10 protein-coding genes are annotated in these 19,330 nt (G+C 67.8%); 1 reads left to right on the forward strand and 9 read right to left on the reverse strand.

Annotation, left to right across the window (positions count from 1 at the left end):
* Window positions 1-112: 112 nt before the first annotated feature.
* The 3 genes from A3ES_RS47840 to A3ES_RS51410 all read right to left on the reverse strand — a co-directional run bounded on the left by A3ES_RS47840 (window position 113) and on the right by A3ES_RS51410 (window position 6,731).
* Entirely contained in the window at window positions 113-2,905 is a 2,793-nt protein-coding gene (locus tag A3ES_RS47840) for an AfsR/SARP family transcriptional regulator (protein ID WP_020388764.1), read from the reverse strand.
* A gap of 1,277 nt (window positions 2,906-4,182) precedes the next feature.
* A complete protein-coding gene (locus tag A3ES_RS0120755; RefSeq protein ID WP_020388766.1) occupies window positions 4,183-5,823 on the reverse strand; it encodes a copper resistance CopC/CopD family protein in 1,641 nt (546 codons plus the stop codon).
* A 140-nt stretch (window positions 5,824-5,963) separates the two neighbouring features.
* Complete coding sequence (locus A3ES_RS51410) at window positions 5,964-6,731, reverse strand: YcnI family copper-binding membrane protein (protein WP_020388767.1); 768 nt, start codon at window positions 6,729-6,731, stop codon at window positions 5,964-5,966.
* Window positions 6,732-6,951: 220 nt separating this feature from the next.
* Here A3ES_RS51410 and A3ES_RS0120765 point away from each other — a divergent pair, with 220 nt between their 5' ends.
* Window positions 6,952-7,176 (forward strand): tautomerase family protein, encoded by a 225-nt coding sequence (locus tag A3ES_RS0120765; RefSeq protein WP_020388768.1) that lies wholly within the window; start codon window positions 6,952-6,954, stop codon window positions 7,174-7,176.
* A gap of 60 nt (window positions 7,177-7,236) precedes the next feature.
* On the opposite strand, the gene A3ES_RS0120770 is transcribed toward A3ES_RS0120765, so the two are convergent.
* The 6 genes from A3ES_RS0120770 to A3ES_RS0120795 are packed head-to-tail and all read right to left on the reverse strand — an operon-like array spanning window position 7,237 to window position 19,271.
* Window positions 7,237-13,032 carry a LamG-like jellyroll fold domain-containing protein gene (locus tag A3ES_RS0120770; RefSeq protein ID WP_020388769.1) on the reverse strand — a complete coding sequence of 1,932 codons (5,796 nt, stop codon included), beginning with the start codon at window positions 13,030-13,032 and terminating at the stop codon, window positions 7,237-7,239.
* Window positions 13,033-13,082: 50 nt separating this feature from the next.
* Entirely contained in the window at window positions 13,083-14,579 is a 1,497-nt protein-coding gene (locus tag A3ES_RS0120775) for an aldehyde dehydrogenase family protein (protein ID WP_020388770.1), read from the reverse strand.
* 60 nt (window positions 14,580-14,639) lie between these two features.
* Window positions 14,640-15,635: an ABC transporter permease gene (locus A3ES_RS0120780; protein ID WP_020388771.1), complete on the reverse strand. Its 996-nt coding sequence runs from the start codon at window positions 15,633-15,635 to the stop codon at window positions 14,640-14,642.
* Window positions 15,632-17,191, reverse strand: coding sequence for a sugar ABC transporter ATP-binding protein (locus A3ES_RS0120785; protein ID WP_020388772.1), 1,560 nt, complete (start codon window positions 17,189-17,191; stop codon window positions 15,632-15,634). The genes A3ES_RS0120780 and A3ES_RS0120785 overlap by 4 nt, the downstream gene beginning before the upstream one ends.
* Entirely contained in the window at window positions 17,188-18,189 is a 1,002-nt protein-coding gene (locus tag A3ES_RS0120790) for an ABC transporter permease (RefSeq protein ID WP_040455122.1), read from the reverse strand. The genes A3ES_RS0120785 and A3ES_RS0120790 overlap by 4 nt, the downstream gene beginning before the upstream one ends.
* Complete coding sequence (locus A3ES_RS0120795; protein ID WP_020388774.1) at window positions 18,186-19,271, reverse strand: sugar ABC transporter substrate-binding protein; 1,086 nt, start codon at window positions 19,269-19,271, stop codon at window positions 18,186-18,188. Before A3ES_RS0120795 ends, A3ES_RS0120790 begins: the two co-directional genes overlap by 4 nt.
* Window positions 19,272-19,330: the final 59 nt, after the last annotated feature.

Here is a 19,330-nt window from a genome sequence, read left to right on the forward strand (position 1 = left end):
GCCCGCTGTACGGACAAGACTACGGCTAGCTGAGCCGTTCGCCTCGCGTGGTCGTCGGTCCGCCGACGGCCACGCGAGTTGCTCAGTGCTCAGTTCGCGCGCAACGGGAATGCTAAGTGGATGTCCCAGGTGCTGGCTGGTCAGTAGCGGTCATGCGGTCGAGGAGCTTCGTCCTGGCTTGACCAACTGCCACGTGGTCGAGACTGTCCAGAACATTGAGAGCTTGCTGCCAGGTTCGCCGTGCGGCGTCGCGGTCGCCGGCGGCGAGCTGGGTCTCGCCGAGGTCGGTGAGGCTGCTCACTTCGAAGTAGCCGTGGCCGATCTGGCGCCACAGATCCAGGGCGTATCGGTAGCACGCGTGAGCTCGTTGATGATTGCCGAGCTGATGGTGCACGTAGCCAAGGGTGTCCCAGGTGGCGCCCTGACCTTTGCGGTCGCCTACTTCCTCGAGCAGGGCGATGGAGCGCTCGCCGTCACTGATGGCCTGCTGGAAGTTCCCCAGCTTGGCGTTGTGCCAGGCCATATTGCTGAGTGCGCGGCCCTGACCGGTCCGGTTCCCGACCGCCGTCTGCAGAACGAGCGCCCTGCTGCTGTGTTCGAGCGCCTCGGCATACCTGTTCTGCCGGCCCAGGTGGTGAGCGAGGATCAGGCATGTTTTGGCCTCCCCGCCGTGGTCCCCGGCGGCTCGGTACAGGTTGAGCGCGCCTTCGAGAGCGGCCGTGGCCTCGGTGAAACGGTCCAGCCGGGAGTAGGCGAGGCCGAGTCCGCGGCGGGCCAGGCCCTCGGCCGGCCGATTCCCCAGTCGCTGAGCAGCAGCCAAGCTGGCGTATTCCATGGTGATCCAGTCATGCCATCGGCCTTGCTGGTCGAGAAACGTAGCGAATGCTTCGACCAACTGAGTCACGTGGAGGTCGAATCCGCTCTTCGCCGCCAGGTCAACAGTCGCAAGCAGGACGCGATGCTCGGCGGCGAACCATGCCAGCGCAGGCCCGGCATCGCCGGGGTCCTCGGGCAACACGTCCGGTTGACATGCCGCTGGTGTGGCTGGGTCGCGGTGAGGAGCGAGAATACGCTCCGCTGCGTGAGCGGTATGGAGATAGTGATCGAGTACCCGATGGATGGCCGATTGGTCGGGCTCGGCGACAGACAGATCGGTGGCGTATGCGCGCAGGAGGTCGTGGAACGTGTACCGGCCGGGGGCGCACTCGATCAGCATGCTCGCGTAGCACAGCTCGCCCAGTAGCCGCGTAACCGCCGGCCGCGTGACGCCGGCGAGGCTGGCTGCGGCGGCGACCGAAATGTCGGGACCGGGATGAACGCCGAGCAGTCGGAACAACCGCTGCCCTGGAGGGGCCAGCGCGTTATAAGACGACACGAACACCGCCCGTAACGTGGTGCGCCGGTCGTGTGTGTCCAGGGCGTCCAACCGCTTCCGCTTGTCCGCGAGGTCAGCCGCGATGGCAGCCAGGCTTACGTATCGGTCAACCGCTGCTCGCCCGGCGACAATCGCCAGGGCAAGGGGTAGCCGTGCACAGTGCTGGACCAGTTCGGTGGTTGCCGCTGGCTCTGCGGCCAGGCGGTCGGCTCCGAGTCGCTCTCGCAGTAGCTGTTCGGCATCGGGGCCTGAGAGCAGATCAAGATGGATCGAGTGGGCCCCATGCTCAGCGACCAGCCCGGTCAGCCGGTTGCGGCTTGTCACCAGTACGAGAGATCCTGGCGCGCCCGGCAAGAGTGGACGAACCTGGTCGACATCGCGCGCATTGTCCAGCAGCACAAGCATTCTCCGCTTGGCGAGGAGGCTGCGAAACATGGCGATCTGAGCGTCCTGCTGCTGCGGGATGTCTCCTGGGGAGGTCCCTAGCGTCTCGAGGAAACCGCGGACCGCATCGATGGCCGACAGCGGCTCCGCGCCCGGATCGAAACCGCGGAGGTTCACGAAAAGCTGGCCGTCCGGAAACTGATCGGCAACGCGGTGTGCCCAGTGCAGCGCCGTGGCGGTTTTTCCAATCCCAGCTGTACCCGCGATCGCCGATATCACCACTGCGGTCGCGTTCTCCGAGGATCCGATCAGTTCGTCGAGCACCCCCAGTTCGCGTTCGCGGCCGGTGAAACAACGCGTTGAGGCCGGCAGCTGACGGGGAACGACGCGAACCGATTCGCCCTGTGCTGAGGCGGCTCCCAACCCCGGGTCCCGACGCAGAAGCCGCAGATGCAGGTCCCGCAAGTCATCGCCGGGCTCCTCGCCGAGTTGGTCGGCCAGGTACTCGCGAAGCTTCGCGTAATAGTCGAGAGCTTCAAGCCGCCGCCCGTCCACGATCAGTGCACGAATCACATAGCCGGCCAGCGGCTCGGACAACGGATAATCACCGGCGACCGCCCGCAGACCATCCACAAGCGAGGCGAGGTCACCACTTTCAAGGCGGTGCCGAGCGAGCAACAGCCAGGCCGACAGTCGTTCCTGGCTCAACGTGTCGCGAAACCGGATCACCCAGTCGCCGCTCAGGCCCGCCAGCGGCACGCCACGCCACAGCGACAGCGCCTCACCGAGCAACTCGACCGACGCAGCGGTGTCGGCTGCTTTAGCCGCGCGAAGCCGGTCACGAAAACGCACCACATCCACGCACTCCGGTGCGACCTCACATGCGTAGCCGCCGGCACGCCGTACGATTCGGGGCCCGCTGGCGTACAGCATGCCACGAAGCTGACTCAAGTACGGGTAGAGCGTCGCCGCCGGGCGAGCGGGCGGGTCCTCACCCCAGACCCGATCGATCAGCACATCGAGCGGCACGACCTGACCCGGCGTCGCTGCCAGCGCCGCTAACACCAGACGCTGCTTCGGCGAACCAACGTCCAGGCCCACACCGTCGGCTGTGACCTCGACCGCACCCAGCAGTTGAATCTCCATCAAGACCAAAGGCTAACTCAGGGATCGAGGGAACGCTGATCGCTAAAGGTCGCGCTACTTGGCTACCCAACAGTCGACCGGCTCCTGATCCCTTCGACTGTTGGTTACCCACTTCAAGGGGGTGCGCGCACGCGTCGCCAAGGACACTGACGTGGTTATCCCTATCGCGCCCTCGAACAACCGCTGCAACACATCCGGACAAAGGATTCGACGGGGTTCGAACTGCTGGAGGCGCTTGCACGTGACGGCAGAATCGACGGCAGCGGCCGGCTCGGGGCCGCGCGACGCCTTGTAAATCTAGAAGATCCGAGCGGCTTCGGACCTGCTGGAGGACTTGGCACACGACAGCGGCCTCGAAGGGCGGTACAGGGTAGAGGCTGCGGGCCGCCTGCTCTCAATCGGGACTTCGCGCGCGAGGACTCTACTCGTCCGCCTTGCACGCGACCCGAAACTTAACGGCGAAGTCCGCGAGAGCGCGGCCTGGATGCTCAGAATCAGCCGGCGACCCTACTGACAGAGGCCGTGGCGAGCTGTACCCACTCGGCCGGCCGCGGCCCGGGGACATCTACGTCAACGAGCAGCGCCAGAACCGACCCGTACCTGCGTACAGGAATCCTTCCCACCGCACCCCTTCGAGACGAGGACGAACCCGATCATGAACGGCCCTTGGTTCGCTTCGAAATGACCGAACCGATCCAGGATCGGGCGTTGACGCTGTACTCCCAGCAAGGCGCCCGATTCGCTCTCGACCCGACACTGATCCAGCTCGATCACGCCGCAGGCCTGGCCGCCGCAGCCGCGGTCGGAGCCTGCGAGCTGACACAAGAGACACTGGGTCCGGTGCCCGCCGGGCACCGGACCCAGATCGTTCTCACCCAAGGAACCGACGTGCTCTCAGCTCTGCCCCGCTCCGTGCGGACCCTGCCAGCAGCCGCCGACCTCTTGAAGGACGCGTCGTCCCCACGAGCTATACCCAGCACCCCAACCGCGATTCCGCCTACTCGCATTACCTTCGCGGAGGCCAAATCCCTTTGCCTGGAGCCTAGATCCGGTGATGTCGTGGCTGAGCGGCCATCGGTTTCCAGTTCAGATCTGAGCCAGGAACGCCACCGAGACGGAGATCAGTTTCGCGATGTCGTCGTGGCCACTGAACGTGTGACCGGCTCCCTTGACCGGCAGGAACGTTGAACGTGAACTCCTCGGCAGCAGCTCGCAGACAGGCCAACGCGGCCTTGACGTCGTCGAGGGAGTCAGCGCGTCGCGGTTCTCGGTAGCGGTCAGCCTTTGGTGACGAACTCCAGTTCGCTTACGGGGTTGGCGAACTGGCTGACTCGTAGGGAGATCTGCATTCGCCAGGCTCCGGGGGCCGGCAGGACGACTCGTGCTGTGTAGAGGCCGGGTGACACCTGTGTCAGCGGGACTTCGCCCAGGGCTACCTGGTCGGAGGACAGGCGTACCAAGGGCGGCGCGACGCCCTCGGTGGGTTCGCCGGTCGCCGTGGTCAGCTTGATGGTGACGGTGTTGGGGCCCCGAGTGAGGGGTGCGAGGGTGGCCTGTAGCTGGATCTCGCCCAGCGTCGTACTGCGGGTGCCGGGCTCGGTCTTGGCTACCGTGCTCGCCGGCGCGGGGTCGCCCTCGGGGCTCTTGTCGACGAGGAAGCCGGTGACGAGCAGGACGGTCACGAGGACCGCAGCCTCGATCGCGGTGGCACGCAGCACCGGTCGGGAGTGCGCCCGCCGGTCTTGCTGCTTGGTTGCTCGCTTGAGTCGTGGGAGAAGCGACCACCGATTCCAGGCCGCGATGGCGATGGCGACCAGCACGATGCCTATCTTGACCAGGAGAAGCTGTCCGTACGTCGTATCGAGCAGAGGGCCCCAGGAGCCGAGGATCCGCCAGGCCAGCACGAAACCGGCTGCGACCAGTGCGGCGAGCACGCCGGCCGCTGTGGTGGAGAAGCGGGTGAGTACCTCTGCCGCAACGGCGCCACGGCCCGAGAGGTCGGGCAAGGTCATCGCCAGGGCTGCGAGCCCTCCGAGCCAGATGCTGCCCGCAAGCAGGTGGAGCATGTCCACACCGACAACGAGGATCTCCGGGCTCGCCGCGCGGGTGTGCCCGGTCAGCGCGGGGGCCATGACCGCGGCCGCGGCTGCCACTACCGCTGCGCCGCGTCGCAGGCGTGGTCGACCATCGGCGCGCTCGCCGGCCGGCGGCGGCAGGCCGCGACCAAGCAGGGCTACGGCCAGCAACAACCCGGCGACGACGATCGCGGGTACGGCGTACTCGGTCAGCGGCAAGGAGGACCAAGTGCTGCCGCGGGTCAGTAAGGTCGGGCCGCCGTCGAGTAGGTAGATCCCGGTGAGCGGCAGTCCTGCCAGCCATGCCACGGCCGCGACGGCAGCGGCTGCCCGCGCGGAGACGGCGAGACGACGTCTTGCGCCGTTGACTTGCTGGTCTCCGGGTAGGAACAGTGCGGCGAACGCTACGAGTCCGGCCGCGAGGAAGAGGGCTAGGTAGCTCAGCCAGCGGGCCAGGGTCAGTGCCCAGGGGACTTCCGGAGTGCCGGCCGAGTCGCTCGGAGGTGGGGTGGCGCCGGCAGTGGGCGCGCCGACAGAGAAGGTGAGCGAGCCGCCGATGGGATGGCCGTCCTCGGAGACGACCCGCCAGACGATCACCGTCGTGCCGTTGCGCGGCGGTTTGGACAGAGCCACCTTGAGTTCAACGCCGCTGACGGTCGCGCTCGCTTCCACCGGCCCACCACTGGAGTCGAAGACTTGAACACCGTCCGGTACGCCGCGCACGGCCTCGTCGAACGTGAAGCGGATCTGCTTGGGTGCGACCTGCAGAACCGCACCTTCACCCGGGTCGGTGCTGACGAGGTTGGCGTGCGCACTCGCCGGCTGAGCAAGCCCGAACAGCATTGCCACAGCTAACGCCAGGACCAGAAGCGCGGCTGCCGCGCGGCGTCGCGCTCGCGGGCCTGGATGGCCCCGGCCGTCGCCGCCAGCCGGACGCGCGAGGCGGCCCGCAAGGTCCGGAAAGCCCGGGAGGTCCGGGCTGGTCATGTTCGGCGGCGTTGCCGAAGGAGTACTGTGCCGCCGAGAACGGAGCCGAGGACGCCGGCGGCCAGGGCGGCGTACGTCAGGGGCTTGTCATCGTTCGCCTCCGGCGCTGCCGCAGTTGCCTTGCCGGACTGTGAGTCACCGGTGGTGGAGGTGGCGCCGTGGTGGCCGCTGTCGGCTGGCATGGAGATGACGAGGGCGGGCGCGGGCAACGCGAGTTCCTTGATGTTCTGGCCGTTCTGCGGGACCTCGATCCAGGCCGACTCGCCTACCTGGCAGGTCTGGATGGTTGGGAACACGAGGTTCTTGCCTTCGGCGTCGGGCAGCTGGACCGCAAGCTCGAAGACCTCGCGCTGGCCGTCCGGGAGCGGGGTGCCGGTGCTGAACGTCACCGAGCCGACCCGCTCGACAATCTTGTTGCCGTGGGCATCGACCACGGGCGGGTCGAGCTTCTCCAGTTTCTTCTCCACCTTCCACAGCGCCGTCCGGGTCGGAGTCACCGAGTTGATCCCGGGCGGCAGCTGGATGGTGAGCTTGGTGGTCGGTGAGTTCTTGCAGCCGTGCCCGACGCTGAACTCGAGGACGGCGTGCGCGCCCGCGGCCGTCGTTGAGGGCGTGACGATGACGTGAGCGCTCGACGGGGTGGCAACGCCGGCCCAAGCGACCAGTGCGACAGCGCCGACCTGTACGACGCGCCGCGACCATGTCCGAGCTGGATCGCGAGCGGGCCGACCGACCTGGGTGTAGTCCACATCATCGCGCCACATGTCTGCATCCTCGGGTGCTCGGGGCGGGCAGGAAGTTCGCCCATGTGAACGTAGTACGAGTTGGTGAATACCGGAGTGAATCAGCGGGCTGAATCCTTGTCAAGGATGCGAACTCCTCCCCCGTCATCCATTGCGACGGCTCGCAACGACGCGCTACCGTAGCGTTCACATCAGTGAACCTTGATCGCCCATGTGGATGACTTCAGTAGAAAGGGCCGCCATGCCCAACATCACCGTCGAACTGCTCGCCGGCCGGACCCTGGAACAGCGCCGGGCCTTCGCCCAGGCCGTGGCCGACAGTGCGGTCGAGATCCTCGGTGCCCGCCGCCAGGACGTCCGGATGGTCTTCAGCGAGATCACGCCGGACATCGTGGCCAACGGTGGCGTGCTCGCCAGCGAGGACGAGAGCCGCGCCGGGGTGGTGGCCGCGCTGGACCAGGGCTGATCAGCAGCGCACGAGTAGTCAACACGGGCCCGGGGCATCCCCCGGGCCCGTGTTGTCGCGCTACCTGCCGACCTTGACGGTGCGCTCCACGTTCACCGCCTCGACCAGGTCACTTCCGAGGTAGGCCGCCGCGACTGTCAACTGACCGCCCTTGGGAATCCTGGGCCACTCGAATTCCGCCCGGCCCTCGCTGACGGTGTCGACGAGCGTCGCGCCACCATCGATCCTCACCCTGACCTCGCCGGTCACCGGTACGCCGCCGGCGGCCGACAGCTGGACCGTGATCAGCGCCCGGTTGCCGGGCAGCTTCTTCGCGGTGACCTCCATGGTCGGCACCACCTTCGCCACAACCACTTCCACTGTCGAAGAGGAGGGCAGGTGGCCGGCGTCCCCGCCGTACCGCAGGGTCAGGTCATGCGAACCGGGCAAGAGTGCCTTGGCGGGAAGCACCAGCGTCCCCTTCCCATTGGCGATCGTGGCCGTTGCCAGGACGGTTGCCCCGCGCAACAGTTCGACCTTTCCAGTAGCCTCCGCCGGGGAGACCGCGACCGACACGGTGCCGGTAGCGCCGTACGTGGTGGGTAGTGCGACACCGGCCACCGCTGTGGTCGCCAGACCGCCACCCTCGTCCTTCACCGTGATGATCACCTTCGTGGCGGCGGAGACGTCCTTCCCGTCGTTGGCCCGGTAGGTGAACACGTCCTTGCCGACGAATCCGGCGTCGGGCGTGTAGGTGAACGACCCGTTGGCAGCCAGCGCCACCGTGCCGTTGCTGGGCTGGGTCACCCCGGTGGCCGTGAGGACATCGCCGTCGCCGTCGGTGTCGTTCGCCAGGACGCCGGGCGCCGGTAGTACGAGGGGCTGTTCCTCAATGGCGTCGTAAGCGTCTTCGCCGGCGACCGGGGCGATGTTGACCGGTGGCTCCTCACCCGGCTCTACAGTGATGGTCACCGTCGTGTTCGCCGAGGCGGCGATCCCGTCGGAGGCCGTGTAGCTGAAGGTGTCCGTCCCCGAGAACCCGGCCTTCGGGGTGTAGGTGAAGGACCCGTTGGCCGCCAGTACGACGGTGCCGTTGGCCGGCTGGGTAACGCCGCCCGCGGTCAGAGCATCACCGTTGGCGTCCGTGTCGTTGGCGAGCACACCGGGCGCGTTGACCGTGAGGGGCTTGTCCTCCACGGTGCCGTAGGCGTCGGCTGCCCCCACGGGGGCGGCGTTCACCGGCGGACCCGCGTGCAGCTCGGCTACCTGCTCGGAGGTGAGCTCGTAGCCGTACATCCGGAAGTCGTCGACCAAGCCGTCGAACCTCGGGTCTCCCCAGCTCGTCCCACCGATGGAGTTCGCTGCGGTGTTGCCACCCACGCCGATGTCACCGATGCCGATGGTGAAGTCGGTGCGGGTGGCCTGCAGCTTGCCATCGAAGTAGATCTTGCCGGTCGAGCCACTCATCGTGAACACCACGTGCGTCCACGCGTTGAGAGGCAGGTCATTGCCTGCACCGAGAGTGAGTCGTTCCTGTGTCGCATTGCCGGGTGCCTTGAACGTGGCGGCGAACCCGGTGGCCCCGGCAGCCTGCGTGGAGGACTGGAGCAGGAAGAACGTGTCCGTACTACTGCCGATCTGGACCAGCGGCACCCAGTTCGGCAGCGCGTCCGGACGCGCCCACAACGACACGGTGAACTCCTCGTCCATACCGGCCTCGATGTTGTCCGGGAGCCGGACCTGGTTACCCGTGCTCGCGGCACCGCCCGGCAGCGACACCGCGCTGCCGAATCGGCCGCCGGCAACCCAGGACGTCGCGCCCTGGAGGGTTGCCGCGCCGACCGACGGATCGTTGCCTGTGTTGGCCGCAGTGGTGCCCTGACCCTCGTTGAAGGTGTAGTGGATCGGGACTCCCACGCCCGGCGGTGGACGCTGGACCGTGTGGCTCACCTTGGCCGACGAGTCGCGCCAGCCCTCGGCCGCGAGGAAGCGGACCTCGATCTCGTGCGCTCCCGGGGACAGCGTGAGCGCAGGGAACGACACGGCTCCCTCGACCACGTCCGCCGTCGAGCCGACGCTGGAACCGTCGACCCACAGTTGGGCAGTACCCTTGGCCTTCGCCGCGGCCTCGTCGGCGACGACCGCCGAGACCGTCACCGGCTGGGCGAACGGCGACGGCGAGACCGGCTCGACCTTGACCGTCGTGGTCGTGCGCAGCGCCGAACCAGCGGCGTACATCGCAGCCACGTCTGCCGCGTTCAGCGTGGACGTGTAGAGACGGACGTCGTCCATCAGGCCGTCGTACGCCGGGTCCGGGAACCCGTTGCGACCCAGCCAGTTGTTGGCGGTCGGACCGATGTCGGTCATGTCGATGGTCAGGTCGTTCCGCGACGCGATCGCCACGCCGTTGAGGTAGAGCGTGCCGACCTGGCCCTGACGCGTGAAGGCCACGTGGTTCCACTGGTTGACCGCCACATCCTTGACCGGACTGGCGTAGACCCGCTCTTGCAGAGCATTGCCCTTCGCCTTGAAGGTGGCCGCGAGCCCAGTGTTGCCCGCCGCCTGGGTCTGCATCTGGATCTGGAAGAAGCTCCCGGCGTCGCCGAGCCCGTCACCGAGGTGGAACAGACCGATCCAGTCGTTCTTCGTCTCGGGGCGCACCCAGAAGGCGGTGGTGAAGTCCGCCGCACCCTGGAGCAGGTTGTCCGGCAGGTCCACCGCGTTGGCGTTGCTGCCACCAGGCAGGTTGATCGCCTTGCCGAAGACACCGCTGTCGGACCAACTGGTGGTACCGGTCAGGGTCGCGGACCCGATGCCGGCGGCATCGCCGGTGTTGGCGGCCGTCGTACCCTGCCCTTCCTCGAACTCGTAGTGGATGGGGACGTCGGACGCGCCCGGGTCCGTGCCGATGATCACGAGGTTGTCGATCATCAGGCCGGCGCCGGTTCCCGGGGCCCGCAGGCTGAGCGTCTGCGAACGGGCCGCCGCCGTGAAGGTACCGACATAGGTGCCGAAGGCCCCTGTTGACGGGAGGTCAGTCGTGGCGGTGAGCGTGGCGTTCAGGTCAGCGACCGACAGTGCGGCCGTTGCCGTGCCAGTCCCAGCAGCCGATCTGCTGTCGCGGGCGTACCGCAGGGAGATCCGGTACTCCCGCCCCGGGTCGAGCCCCTTGAGCGTGCGCTCGATACTTCCCAAGTTGCCGAGGCCGAGGTGGTAGCCGGTGAGGCCGAGGCCACCCTGGCCGGCAGCGGTACCGCGGACCAGCTGGACCTGGCTCTTGACAGTCCACGGGGTCATCCGAGCGTTGCCCGGGGCAACATCGACGACCGGGGCCGGGTTACCGCCCCGCCAGTCGGTGGGCAGCCGCGGGTACTCGAACTGGTCGACGACCTGCGGGGTCCGCTGGTCCATTGTGACCTTCGGGTCGATGTCCACGATCTTCGCGACCGACGGGGTGCCGTCGGCGTCGAAGACGAACAGCATGTAGGCACCGGGAGGTGCGAACGTGCCGTCGACCGGCGAGGTGATGTTCACCGTTCCACCGGACTGGCTGAACTTCAGGTCCTGGAAGTTCTGGTCGTTGTTGAAGCCGTGCGTCACCGAGCCGTTGCGGACCAGCGTGACGCGCGAGACGGGACCGGACGCGGTGATCTGGAAGTCGCCGTTGTAGCCGATCTTCTTCGGCGCGTTGCTGATCACCGGCCGTACTGCGGGCTGGCTGCCGTCGAACAGGTACGACGGGGAGTAGTACTCCACGTCCGTGTAGTTCCGCGGACCAGGAGCACCGCCGCCGCCGATCATCACGCGACCATCGGGTAGCAGCAAGGCTGTGGAGTGGTAGAGCCGGGCGTGCTCGTGCGGCACGGCGACCTCGGTCCACTTACCTGTTTCGGGGTCCCAGATCTCGGCGGTCGTGGTGTAGCCACCGTTGCCGTTGTTCTCCCGGCCGCCGCCGGTCACCAGGACGTCGCCGTCGGGGAGAACTGTCGAGGTCGCCCAGTGGCGCTGGTGCTTCATCGGCTCGGTGGCCGCGATGACCGGGCCGGCCGTGCCACCGGTGATGTCGACCGTGAAGCCGGCCCGGGCGCCGTCGGGGCCGCCGCCGTTACCCCACCAACCGCCTCCGACCTGGAGGATCTTGCCGGGGCGGTACATCGTGGCCGTGGACGTCGCGCCCACCGGGTTGCCGTTCGTGCCCTGGTTGGCGATACCGGCCGGCAGCGTGCCCCGCAGGGTCAGCTGTCCCTCACCGTTGTTGCCCTGCGGGTCGAGCTCGAACATCTGCGTGCCGCTGATGTTGAACAGGTTGCCGCTGCCCGGCGCGACGAACGCCCGCGGGTACCACCAGCGGTTCTCGTCCGCACCCGGGTGATCGGCTCCGCCGTCGCCGTACGCCGCTGAACTCTTGGCGCCGTCGAGCGTCTTCCAGCCCGAGCCCTTGTCCGGGGTGTAGATCTCCGGGGTGAGCACACCGGGTCCGCCCGGTCCGCCGCGCAGACTGCCACCCTGGACGACGATGTCACCGTTGGGCATCGTGGTGCCGGTCGGGTACCACCGGGGGAAATTCATCGGCGCTTCGTTCTGCAGCCCGTTGTTGGTCGAGTAGCTGGTGACACCGATGGCACCGTCGTTGGGAGCGTTGCCTCCCAGATTGTCGTCACCGCCGACCGTCATCGTGGAGTGATTGTGAGGGCTCTGTACCTGCATGGAGCAGAACAGATCTGTATAGGTGGTGTTCGGCAGGATGCCGTTGCGGAGGTTCGCCAGAGTTCGCGGCTGTGCCGGGTCCCAGACGTCGACCTCCATCTGGCCGCCCTGCGTGATCGAGCTGTTGCCGGTCCAGTCGAACGGCGTGGTGTCGTTGCCCCAACCGCCGACGCTGCCGAAGGACTGCACCTTGCCGTCCGAGGTCAGCGCCATGTTGATCGGCATCAGCGGCCACGGCGTGACGCCGCTCCAGGCGCCTGCCTTGTCCTTCACCGGCGGCGAGCAGTCCGCGGCCAGCAGCCCGGCGGCGTACGCGATGCCGTTCTTCATCTGGGCGCGGATCGGAGCTTCGGCGTACGCCGTGCCCTCGTGACCCATGCCGGTGTACCAGGACCGCCCGGCGTCGATCTCCTGGCACCAGGTGATCGGGTGTGAGGTGCCCTGGCGACCCATCCCGTACGACGTCTCGTCGACCTCGAGCAGGGTGCGGACGTGAGGCGCCGGGTTGACGACCCAGTCGTACCACTCGTCGCTGCGGGTGAAGCTGGCCGGCAGGCCCTGCGCGAGCGGATGGCCGGTGTCCTTGACGACCACCCGGCCCGGCCGGACGGCGGGGTTCTCCGGGTGGCCCTCGGAAACCGCACCGACGAGGCGGGCGTAGAACGGGTTGACGTCGTGCTCGCTCTCACCGACCGACCAGCCGGTGTAGTGCAGGCCGAGGTAACCGCCGCCGCCGCGGATGTACGCCTCGAGCGCGGTGCGCTGTGCCGCGTTGAAGAGCACACCGCCCGTCTGCGCGAAGAGCACGGCGTCCTTGGTGGCGAGGTTCTCGGTGGTGAAGGCCGACGGGTCTTCGGTCTCCTGGATGTTCACCGGCTGGTTGTACTGCGTCCCCAGTTCGGTGGCCAGGTCACGGATGGCCTGCCGCGCCTGCACGTGCGAGGCGTGGAAGTTGGGCTTGTAGAACAACAACACGTTGAGCTGGCCATCAGCAGCGGCGGCCAGGGCGGCCGCGCCCGGGAGCGCGGCAGCCTTGGCCGGAACGGCGTCTGCTGAGGTGGCCCCACCGAGACCGACCGCCAGCGCCACGAACACGGCGAGGAAGCGGACGAACCATCGCGGGAACCGTGCGCTGAGCGGCACGGGGGCTGATTTGCTGGTCACTTTCATGGCGGCACCTTCGGTTCGGCTGGACGGCGGCGAAAATAGTGAGGTGGCGGTTAGCGGAGTTCGGCGATGACGGTCTTGAGTTCGGTGTAGTCGTCCAGGCCGAACGAGCCGAGTTCACGGCCCCAGCCGGACTGCTTGAAGCCACCGCGCGGCAGGGTGACGTCGTCGGCGTGCCACGTGTTGAGCCACACCGTGCCGGCACGCAGGCGGCCGCCGACGCGGTGCGCAGTACCGAGATCCTTGGACCAGACGCCTGCGGCCAGGCCGTAGACCGTGTTGTTGGCGGCCGCGACGACCTCGTCCTCGGTGTCGAAGGGGACCGCGGTCACGACCGGACCGAAGATCTCGTCGGTCTGCACGGCCATCTGCTCGGTGACGGAGGTGATTAGTGTTGGCGCGACGAAGTAGCCGCGGTCACCGACGGCGTCGGCGCTGCCCGCGGTGAGAACAGCACCCTCCTGCACTGCCCCGCGGATGTAGCCCAGCACCTTCTCGTGCTGCTCCTGGGAGACGAGCGGGCCCATGTGCGAGGCCGGGTCGAAGCCGTCGCCGACCTTGATCGCGCGCGCGGCCGCGGCCACACCCTCCACGACCTGGTCGAAGACATCGCGCTGCACGTAGAGCCGCGAGCCGTTGACGCAGCACTGCCCTTCGTTGAAGTAGCCGCCGAGCACCGCACCGGCGACCGCGGCGTCGAGGTCGGCGTCGTTGAAGATGATGTTGGGGGCCTTGCCGCCGAGCTCCAGCGAGACCTTCTTGAGGTTGCCCGAGGCAACGGCAGCGATCTTCTTGCCGACCTCGGTGCTGCCGGTGAAGGCGACCTTGTCGACCCCGTGGTGATCGACGAGCGCGGCACCGGTGTCACCGAAGCCCGGTACGACGTTGACGACGCCCGCCGGTAGGCCAGCCTCGAGCAGCAGCTCGCCAAGGCGGAGCGCGGTCAACGGGGTCTGCTCGGCAGGCTTGAGGATGACCGTGTTGCCCGCCGTGATGGCCGGGACGATCTTGAAACAGGCCATCAGCAAGGGAAAGTTCCACGGCACGATGCCCGCGACCACACCGATCGCCTCGCGCCGGGTGTAGGCGTGGAACTGACGGCCGGGCACGGACATCGGGATGGTCGTGCCCTCCATCTTGGTCGCCCAGCCCGCGAAGTACCGGAACAGCTCGGCGGCGGTCGCGACGTCACCGTCGCGGGCCGCCTCGACGCGCTTGCCGTTGTCGAGCGCCTCCAGTTGCGCCAGCTCGTCGGCGTGGGCCTCGATCAGGTCACCGATCCGCCAGAGCAGATGGGAGCGGTCGCGCGGGGTCATCTTCGACCACGGCGAGGGCGACTCGAACGCAGTACGCGCGGCCACGACGGCGCGGTCGACATCGACTGCTGACGCGTGCGCGACCTGGACGAGTACTTCCTCGGTGGCGGGGTTGACGGTGGCGAAAGTCCTGCCATCCTTGGCGTCCACCCATTCACCGTCGATGAGCAACTGCTTGGGCGAGGACAGGAACGAGCGGACAGCGGGCAGCAGGGCGGAGTTCTCGTGGGGCATGGTGGCCTTCCGTAGGGTGTGAGCTGGAGAACGTGCGTGATGGCATCGGATGCGGCGCGGCTATTTGATGATCAGGACCTTCGACCGGTCGAGAGTGAGCGCGACGGCGGCGACGATGATCGCGCCGTACAGGATCTGTTCGTAGGCGGACGGGACGCCGACGATCGGCAGGCCCACCCGGAGCAGCGTCACGACCAGCGCGCCGGCGAGGCTTCGCCAGACGCTGCCGTGCCCGCCGGTGATCGCGGTACCGCCGACGACGATCGCCGCGACGGCCGGAAGCAGCAGGTTGTCGGCCATGGTCGGGCTGCCGCTGAACTGGCGCGAGACCAGCATCACCGCGGCGAGCCCGGCGCAGGCACCGGAGACGCAGAACGCACCGATCTTGACCAGGTCGACGGGCGTGCCGGCCAGCCGGGCGGCCGATTCGGAGTAGCCGGTGGCGGAGATCCAGCTGTGCAGCGGGGTCACCTTGAGGACTACGGAGATCAGCACGACGACGATGACCGCCACGGTGAGCGACATCGGCACGTAGCCCCCGACGTACAGGTCCAGCCAAGCGATCGTCGAGTCGTCCACGACCCGCACGGTGCCGGCATCGGAGACGACGAGGGCGACCGCGGAGAAGATGCTCATTCCGCCCAGCGTGACGATGAAGGACGGTATCCGGAGCAGCACGTGAGCCACGCCCTGCAGCGCGCCGATCGCCGCTGCGACGAGAATGACCGCGGGCGTGGCGAGAGCGCCGAGTTCCGGCAGCCACAGAGCGAGGAAGACGGTCGACACCGAGGCGAGCGCCGCGATGGACAGGTCGATACCGCCGCAAAGGACGACAAGCGTCGCCCCCGCGGCGAGCACGATCAGGGGCGCGGCCGTCCGGGACGCCGCAGTCAGGCTTCGCTGGGTCAGGAACTCCGGGTCGGCGATGGTCAAGGCGGCCAGCAACACCGCCAGGGCGATGAGCGGCATGTACGACGTGAGCCGCTGCGCCGGGCCGGGACCACCCTTCACGGTGGCGGGCGCGGCGGCCGGCTTCGTGGTGACAGGGGTGCTCATACCATCTCTTTCACGAGGTCCAGGGGGCTCGGTTTGCCGCCGTTCGGGCAAGCGACCTCGGCCGCGACCCGTCCGTCGTTCATCACCAGAATCCGGTCGGCCATCCCGATGGCCTCCTCCAAACTGTCGGCCAGCAGCACGGTGGCCACTCCACTCCCGGCGAGCTCACGCATCAGCCGGTACACCTCCGACCTTGCCCCGATGTCGAGGCCGCGCGTCGGATGGTCGAGCAGGAGCAGCTTGATGTCGCCGCCGACCAGCCACCGGGCCAGAACCACCTTCTGCTGGTTGCCGCCGGACAGCCGCTGGATGGCGGTGTCGCGGCCCGGCGTACGGATGGAGAGCCGGCTGATCCAGCTGTCCACCAGGGTGGCTTGCTTCTTGGGCGCCACGAGAGGTCCTGAGCAGCGGGCCTTCTGCTTGGTCAAGGTCATGTTCTCGGCCACCGACATCGGGCCCACCATGCCCTCGGTCTTGCGTTCGGCGGGGACGTAGCCGATGCCGGCCGCACAGGCGGCCCGGGTACCGGGCAGTTCGAGCTTCTTGCCGTCCATCAGGATCTCGCCGGCCGTCGTCGGCTCGGCGCCGAAGAGAGCGCGGCAGACATCCTCGCGACCGGAGCCGTGGACACCGACGATCGCCACGATCTCGCCCGCCGCGACATCGAGATCGACGTCGCGGAACGACTTGCCCGACAGTCCGCGGACGGACAGCCGGGGCTGCTCGGCCAGAACAGGCGCTGCGGCGTTCCCGTGGTAATGGTCGTCGGACCCGCTGGACCCGATCATCATCCGGTGCAGCTCGCCCGGAACGGCACCGGCCGTCGCGACCTCGCCGACCGACTGGCCGCCGCGCAGTACGGTGACGCGGTCGCACACGTCCAGTACTTCGTCGAGGCGATGCGAGACGAACACGACCGAGGCGAACTCGCGCAGCCGGCGAATCTGCTCGAAGAGCGTCTCGATCTCCTTCGACTCCAGTACCGAGGTGGGCTCGTCGAGAATGATGACCGGCGGGTGCTGGCTCCGCTCCTCGATCCGCAGCACCTTCGCGATCTCGACCATCTGCCGGTCGGCGAAGCTGAGCGTGTCGGTCCGGGCCAGCGGGTCGATGCTCGAGCCGATCTTGTCCAGTTGCTCCTGAGCCAGGCGACGCATCGCGTTCCAGCGGTAGAGGCCCCGGCGTACTGCGATCCCTTCGCTGCCGAGGACGATGTTCTCGGCAGCGGTCAGGTTGGGCACCAGGGACTGCTCTTGGAAGACCATCCCGATGCCATGGTTGGCGGCCTCGACGACGCTGCGCAGTTTCACCGGCTCGCCACGGACGTAGATCTCACCGGCGTCGGGGCGGACCAGGCCGACCAACGCCTTGAGCAGCGTGGACTTGCCCGCGCCGTTCTCGCCGGCCAAACCGAGGACCTCGTGCTGGCGTACCACCAGGTCTACGCCGTCGAGGGCCTTCACGCCCGGATAGTGTTTGACGAGGCCGCGAACCTCCAGCGCCGGTACCGGAACCGGAACCGATGTCGTGGGCTCCTGGTCGACGTGAACGCTCATTTGACCACCTGGTTCCTTCGACGCTGAGGGATGACTGCCGCGGCCACGGCGGCCACGACGATGAGGCCCTGGACACCGCCCTGCCAGTAGGGGCTGACCCCTACCTGCACGAGACCGTTCGTGAGCACTACGACGAGCAGGACTCCGACGGCGGAGTGCAGGACGCCACCCCGTCCCCCGGTGAGCAGCGTGCCGCCGACGACAGCTGCGGTGATGGCCGAGAAGTCGTACCCGTCACCGGCCTGGACGAGGCCGGCGCCGAGCTGGCTGGTCACCATCACGCCACCCAGCCCGTAGAACGCGCCGGCCAGGGTGAAGACCGCGATCTTGTACGGCTGGACCCTGACTCCCGACAGCGTGAGGACCTCCTCGGCGCCGCCGATCGCGAAGGCGTAGCGACCGAGCCGGGTGTACCGCTGGATGAGCCACCCCACCACCAGGCAGGCGGCGGCGATCCAGGTGAGATGGGAGAAGCCGAGGAACCGCTCGATCGCCCAGCTCTTGAGCATGGCGTCGGAGATGTTCGGCTGTACGCCGGCGAACATCAGCGTCGCGACACCGAGCCCGACGGCCGACACCCCCAGCGTGGCCATGAACGACGGCACCTTCAAGAACACCAGGGCCAGCCCGCTCACACAGCCGAACCCGGCGCCCACCAGTACCGCGACACCGATCGCGAGGATGCCCAGATCGTTGTCGTTGCGGTTGTTCGCGACCAGGAGCGAAACGGTCAGGGCCGAGGCCCCCATCACGCCGGCCGCCGAGAGGTCGATCGACCCCATCATCAGCACGAACGTGATGCCGCAGGTGACGACGGCGAGCACCGCCGCGGCGTCCATGATGTTCTGGACGTTGTCGATACTGCGGAACTGCGAGCTCAGCGCCGCGAACACCACGAAGATGACGACCAGGGCGGCCGGCGGGCCGGCGTCCCGCCACGACATCGCTCGCCGGGGCTGAGGGCGAGACGCCGGCGCGACCCGCGTTGTCAGGGTCACGACAGGGAACCAGCCACGCGGTTGAAGACGTTGGCGCACTTGAAGTCGGCCGGGTCCGTCTTCGGCTGCAGGAAGTCGCCGACGTTGTCCTTGCTGATCAGGAACTGCTCGGCGAAGAACGCGCGGTTCTCGGCGGCGATGTCGGCCACCTTCAGCTCACCGGTGGCGACGCAGTAACCGATCGCCAGGCCGATCCCACCCTGCCACGGGCCGTCGCTGGAGACGGTGGCGGTCATGGAGCCGTTCTTGATCGCGGTGAGAGCGTCCGGAACGGCGTCGATACCGACCACTGCCACCTTGCCGGCCCGGCCGGCCTGCTGGAGCGCTTCCAGTGCGCCAAGCGCCATGTCGTCGTTGGCGGCCCAGATGCCCTTGATCTTGTCGCCGTGCTTGGTCAGCAGCGTCTTGGTCACCGCGAGCGCCTCGGCCCGGGAGAAGTTGGCGGCCTGCTGGTCGAGCAACTTCATCCCGGTGTTCTTCTTGAGCGACGCCTCGAGACCGGCGTACCGGTCCTTGGCGGCCGCCGTGTCGAGGACGCCCTGCAGCGCGATGATGCCGCCCGAGCCGCCGATCGCGGTGGCGAGCGCGTCACCGATCTGCTGGCCCGACTCGACGCCGTTGTAGGTGATGTGGCTGAGCCACTTGTCGTAGTCGGCCGGCTTGAGGTCGGCCGGCTTGTTCCACTGGGTGACCAGGTAGGCCCCGGCCTTGTCGGCGCCCTTGACGATCGGCGTGGTGTCCGAGTCGCCGTTGGGAAGTACGTTCAGGACCAGGCACTTGGTGTTGCCGGCCAGCACCTGGCTGATCTGCTCCTGCTGCTTGGTGGAGTCGCCGCCATACGTCAGCCGCTCCTGGCTGAGCCCAACCGACTTGGCGAAGGTGTCGCCACCGGCCAGCCAGGCGGCCTCGTAGGGGTTGGACTCGTTGCGGACCTGGCCCACCAGCTTGACCTCGGATGGTTCGCACTTGCCCGCGTCCGCAGCGGTGTTGCCGGAGCTGGCCTCCTCGCTGCAGCCGGTGACCGTGACGGCCGCCAGCGACAGGCAGATCAGGGCTGCGGCGGGACGAGAGGTGAACTTCATGGACGTTCCTCGATTTCTTCGGTGCCGGGGCTCCGGCGGGATGGCACTGACTGGTGGAG

The sequence above is a fragment of the Kribbella catacumbae DSM 19601 genome, from assembly GCF_000372465.1.
In the GTDB taxonomy this organism is placed as follows: Bacteria; Actinomycetota; Actinomycetes; order Propionibacteriales; family Kribbellaceae; genus Kribbella; species Kribbella catacumbae.

Excerpts from the sequence above, each read along its gene's own strand:
- A3ES_RS47840 (WP_020388764.1), bottom strand. The coding sequence starts at position 2,905 with ATGGAGATTCAACTGCTGGGTGCGGTCGAGGTCACAGCCGACGGTGTG.
- A3ES_RS0120755 (WP_020388766.1), bottom strand. The coding sequence starts at position 5,823 with ATGCTGTTCGGGCTTGCTCAGCCGGCGAGTGCGCACGCCAACCTCGTC.
- A3ES_RS51410 (WP_020388767.1), bottom strand. The coding sequence starts at position 6,731 with ATGTGGCGCGATGATGTGGACTACACCCAGGTCGGTCGGCCCGCTCGC.
- A3ES_RS0120765 (WP_020388768.1), top strand. The coding sequence starts at position 6,952 with ATGCCCAACATCACCGTCGAACTGCTCGCCGGCCGGACCCTGGAACAG.
- A3ES_RS0120770 (WP_020388769.1), bottom strand. The coding sequence starts at position 13,032 with ATGAAAGTGACCAGCAAATCAGCCCCCGTGCCGCTCAGCGCACGGTTC.
- A3ES_RS0120775 (WP_020388770.1), bottom strand. The coding sequence starts at position 14,579 with ATGCCCCACGAGAACTCCGCCCTGCTGCCCGCTGTCCGCTCGTTCCTG.
- A3ES_RS0120780 (WP_020388771.1), bottom strand. The coding sequence starts at position 15,635 with ATGAGCACCCCTGTCACCACGAAGCCGGCCGCCGCGCCCGCCACCGTG.
- A3ES_RS0120785 (WP_020388772.1), bottom strand. The coding sequence starts at position 17,191 with ATGAGCGTTCACGTCGACCAGGAGCCCACGACATCGGTTCCGGTTCCG.
- A3ES_RS0120795 (WP_020388774.1), bottom strand. The coding sequence starts at position 19,271 with ATGAAGTTCACCTCTCGTCCCGCCGCAGCCCTGATCTGCCTGTCGCTG.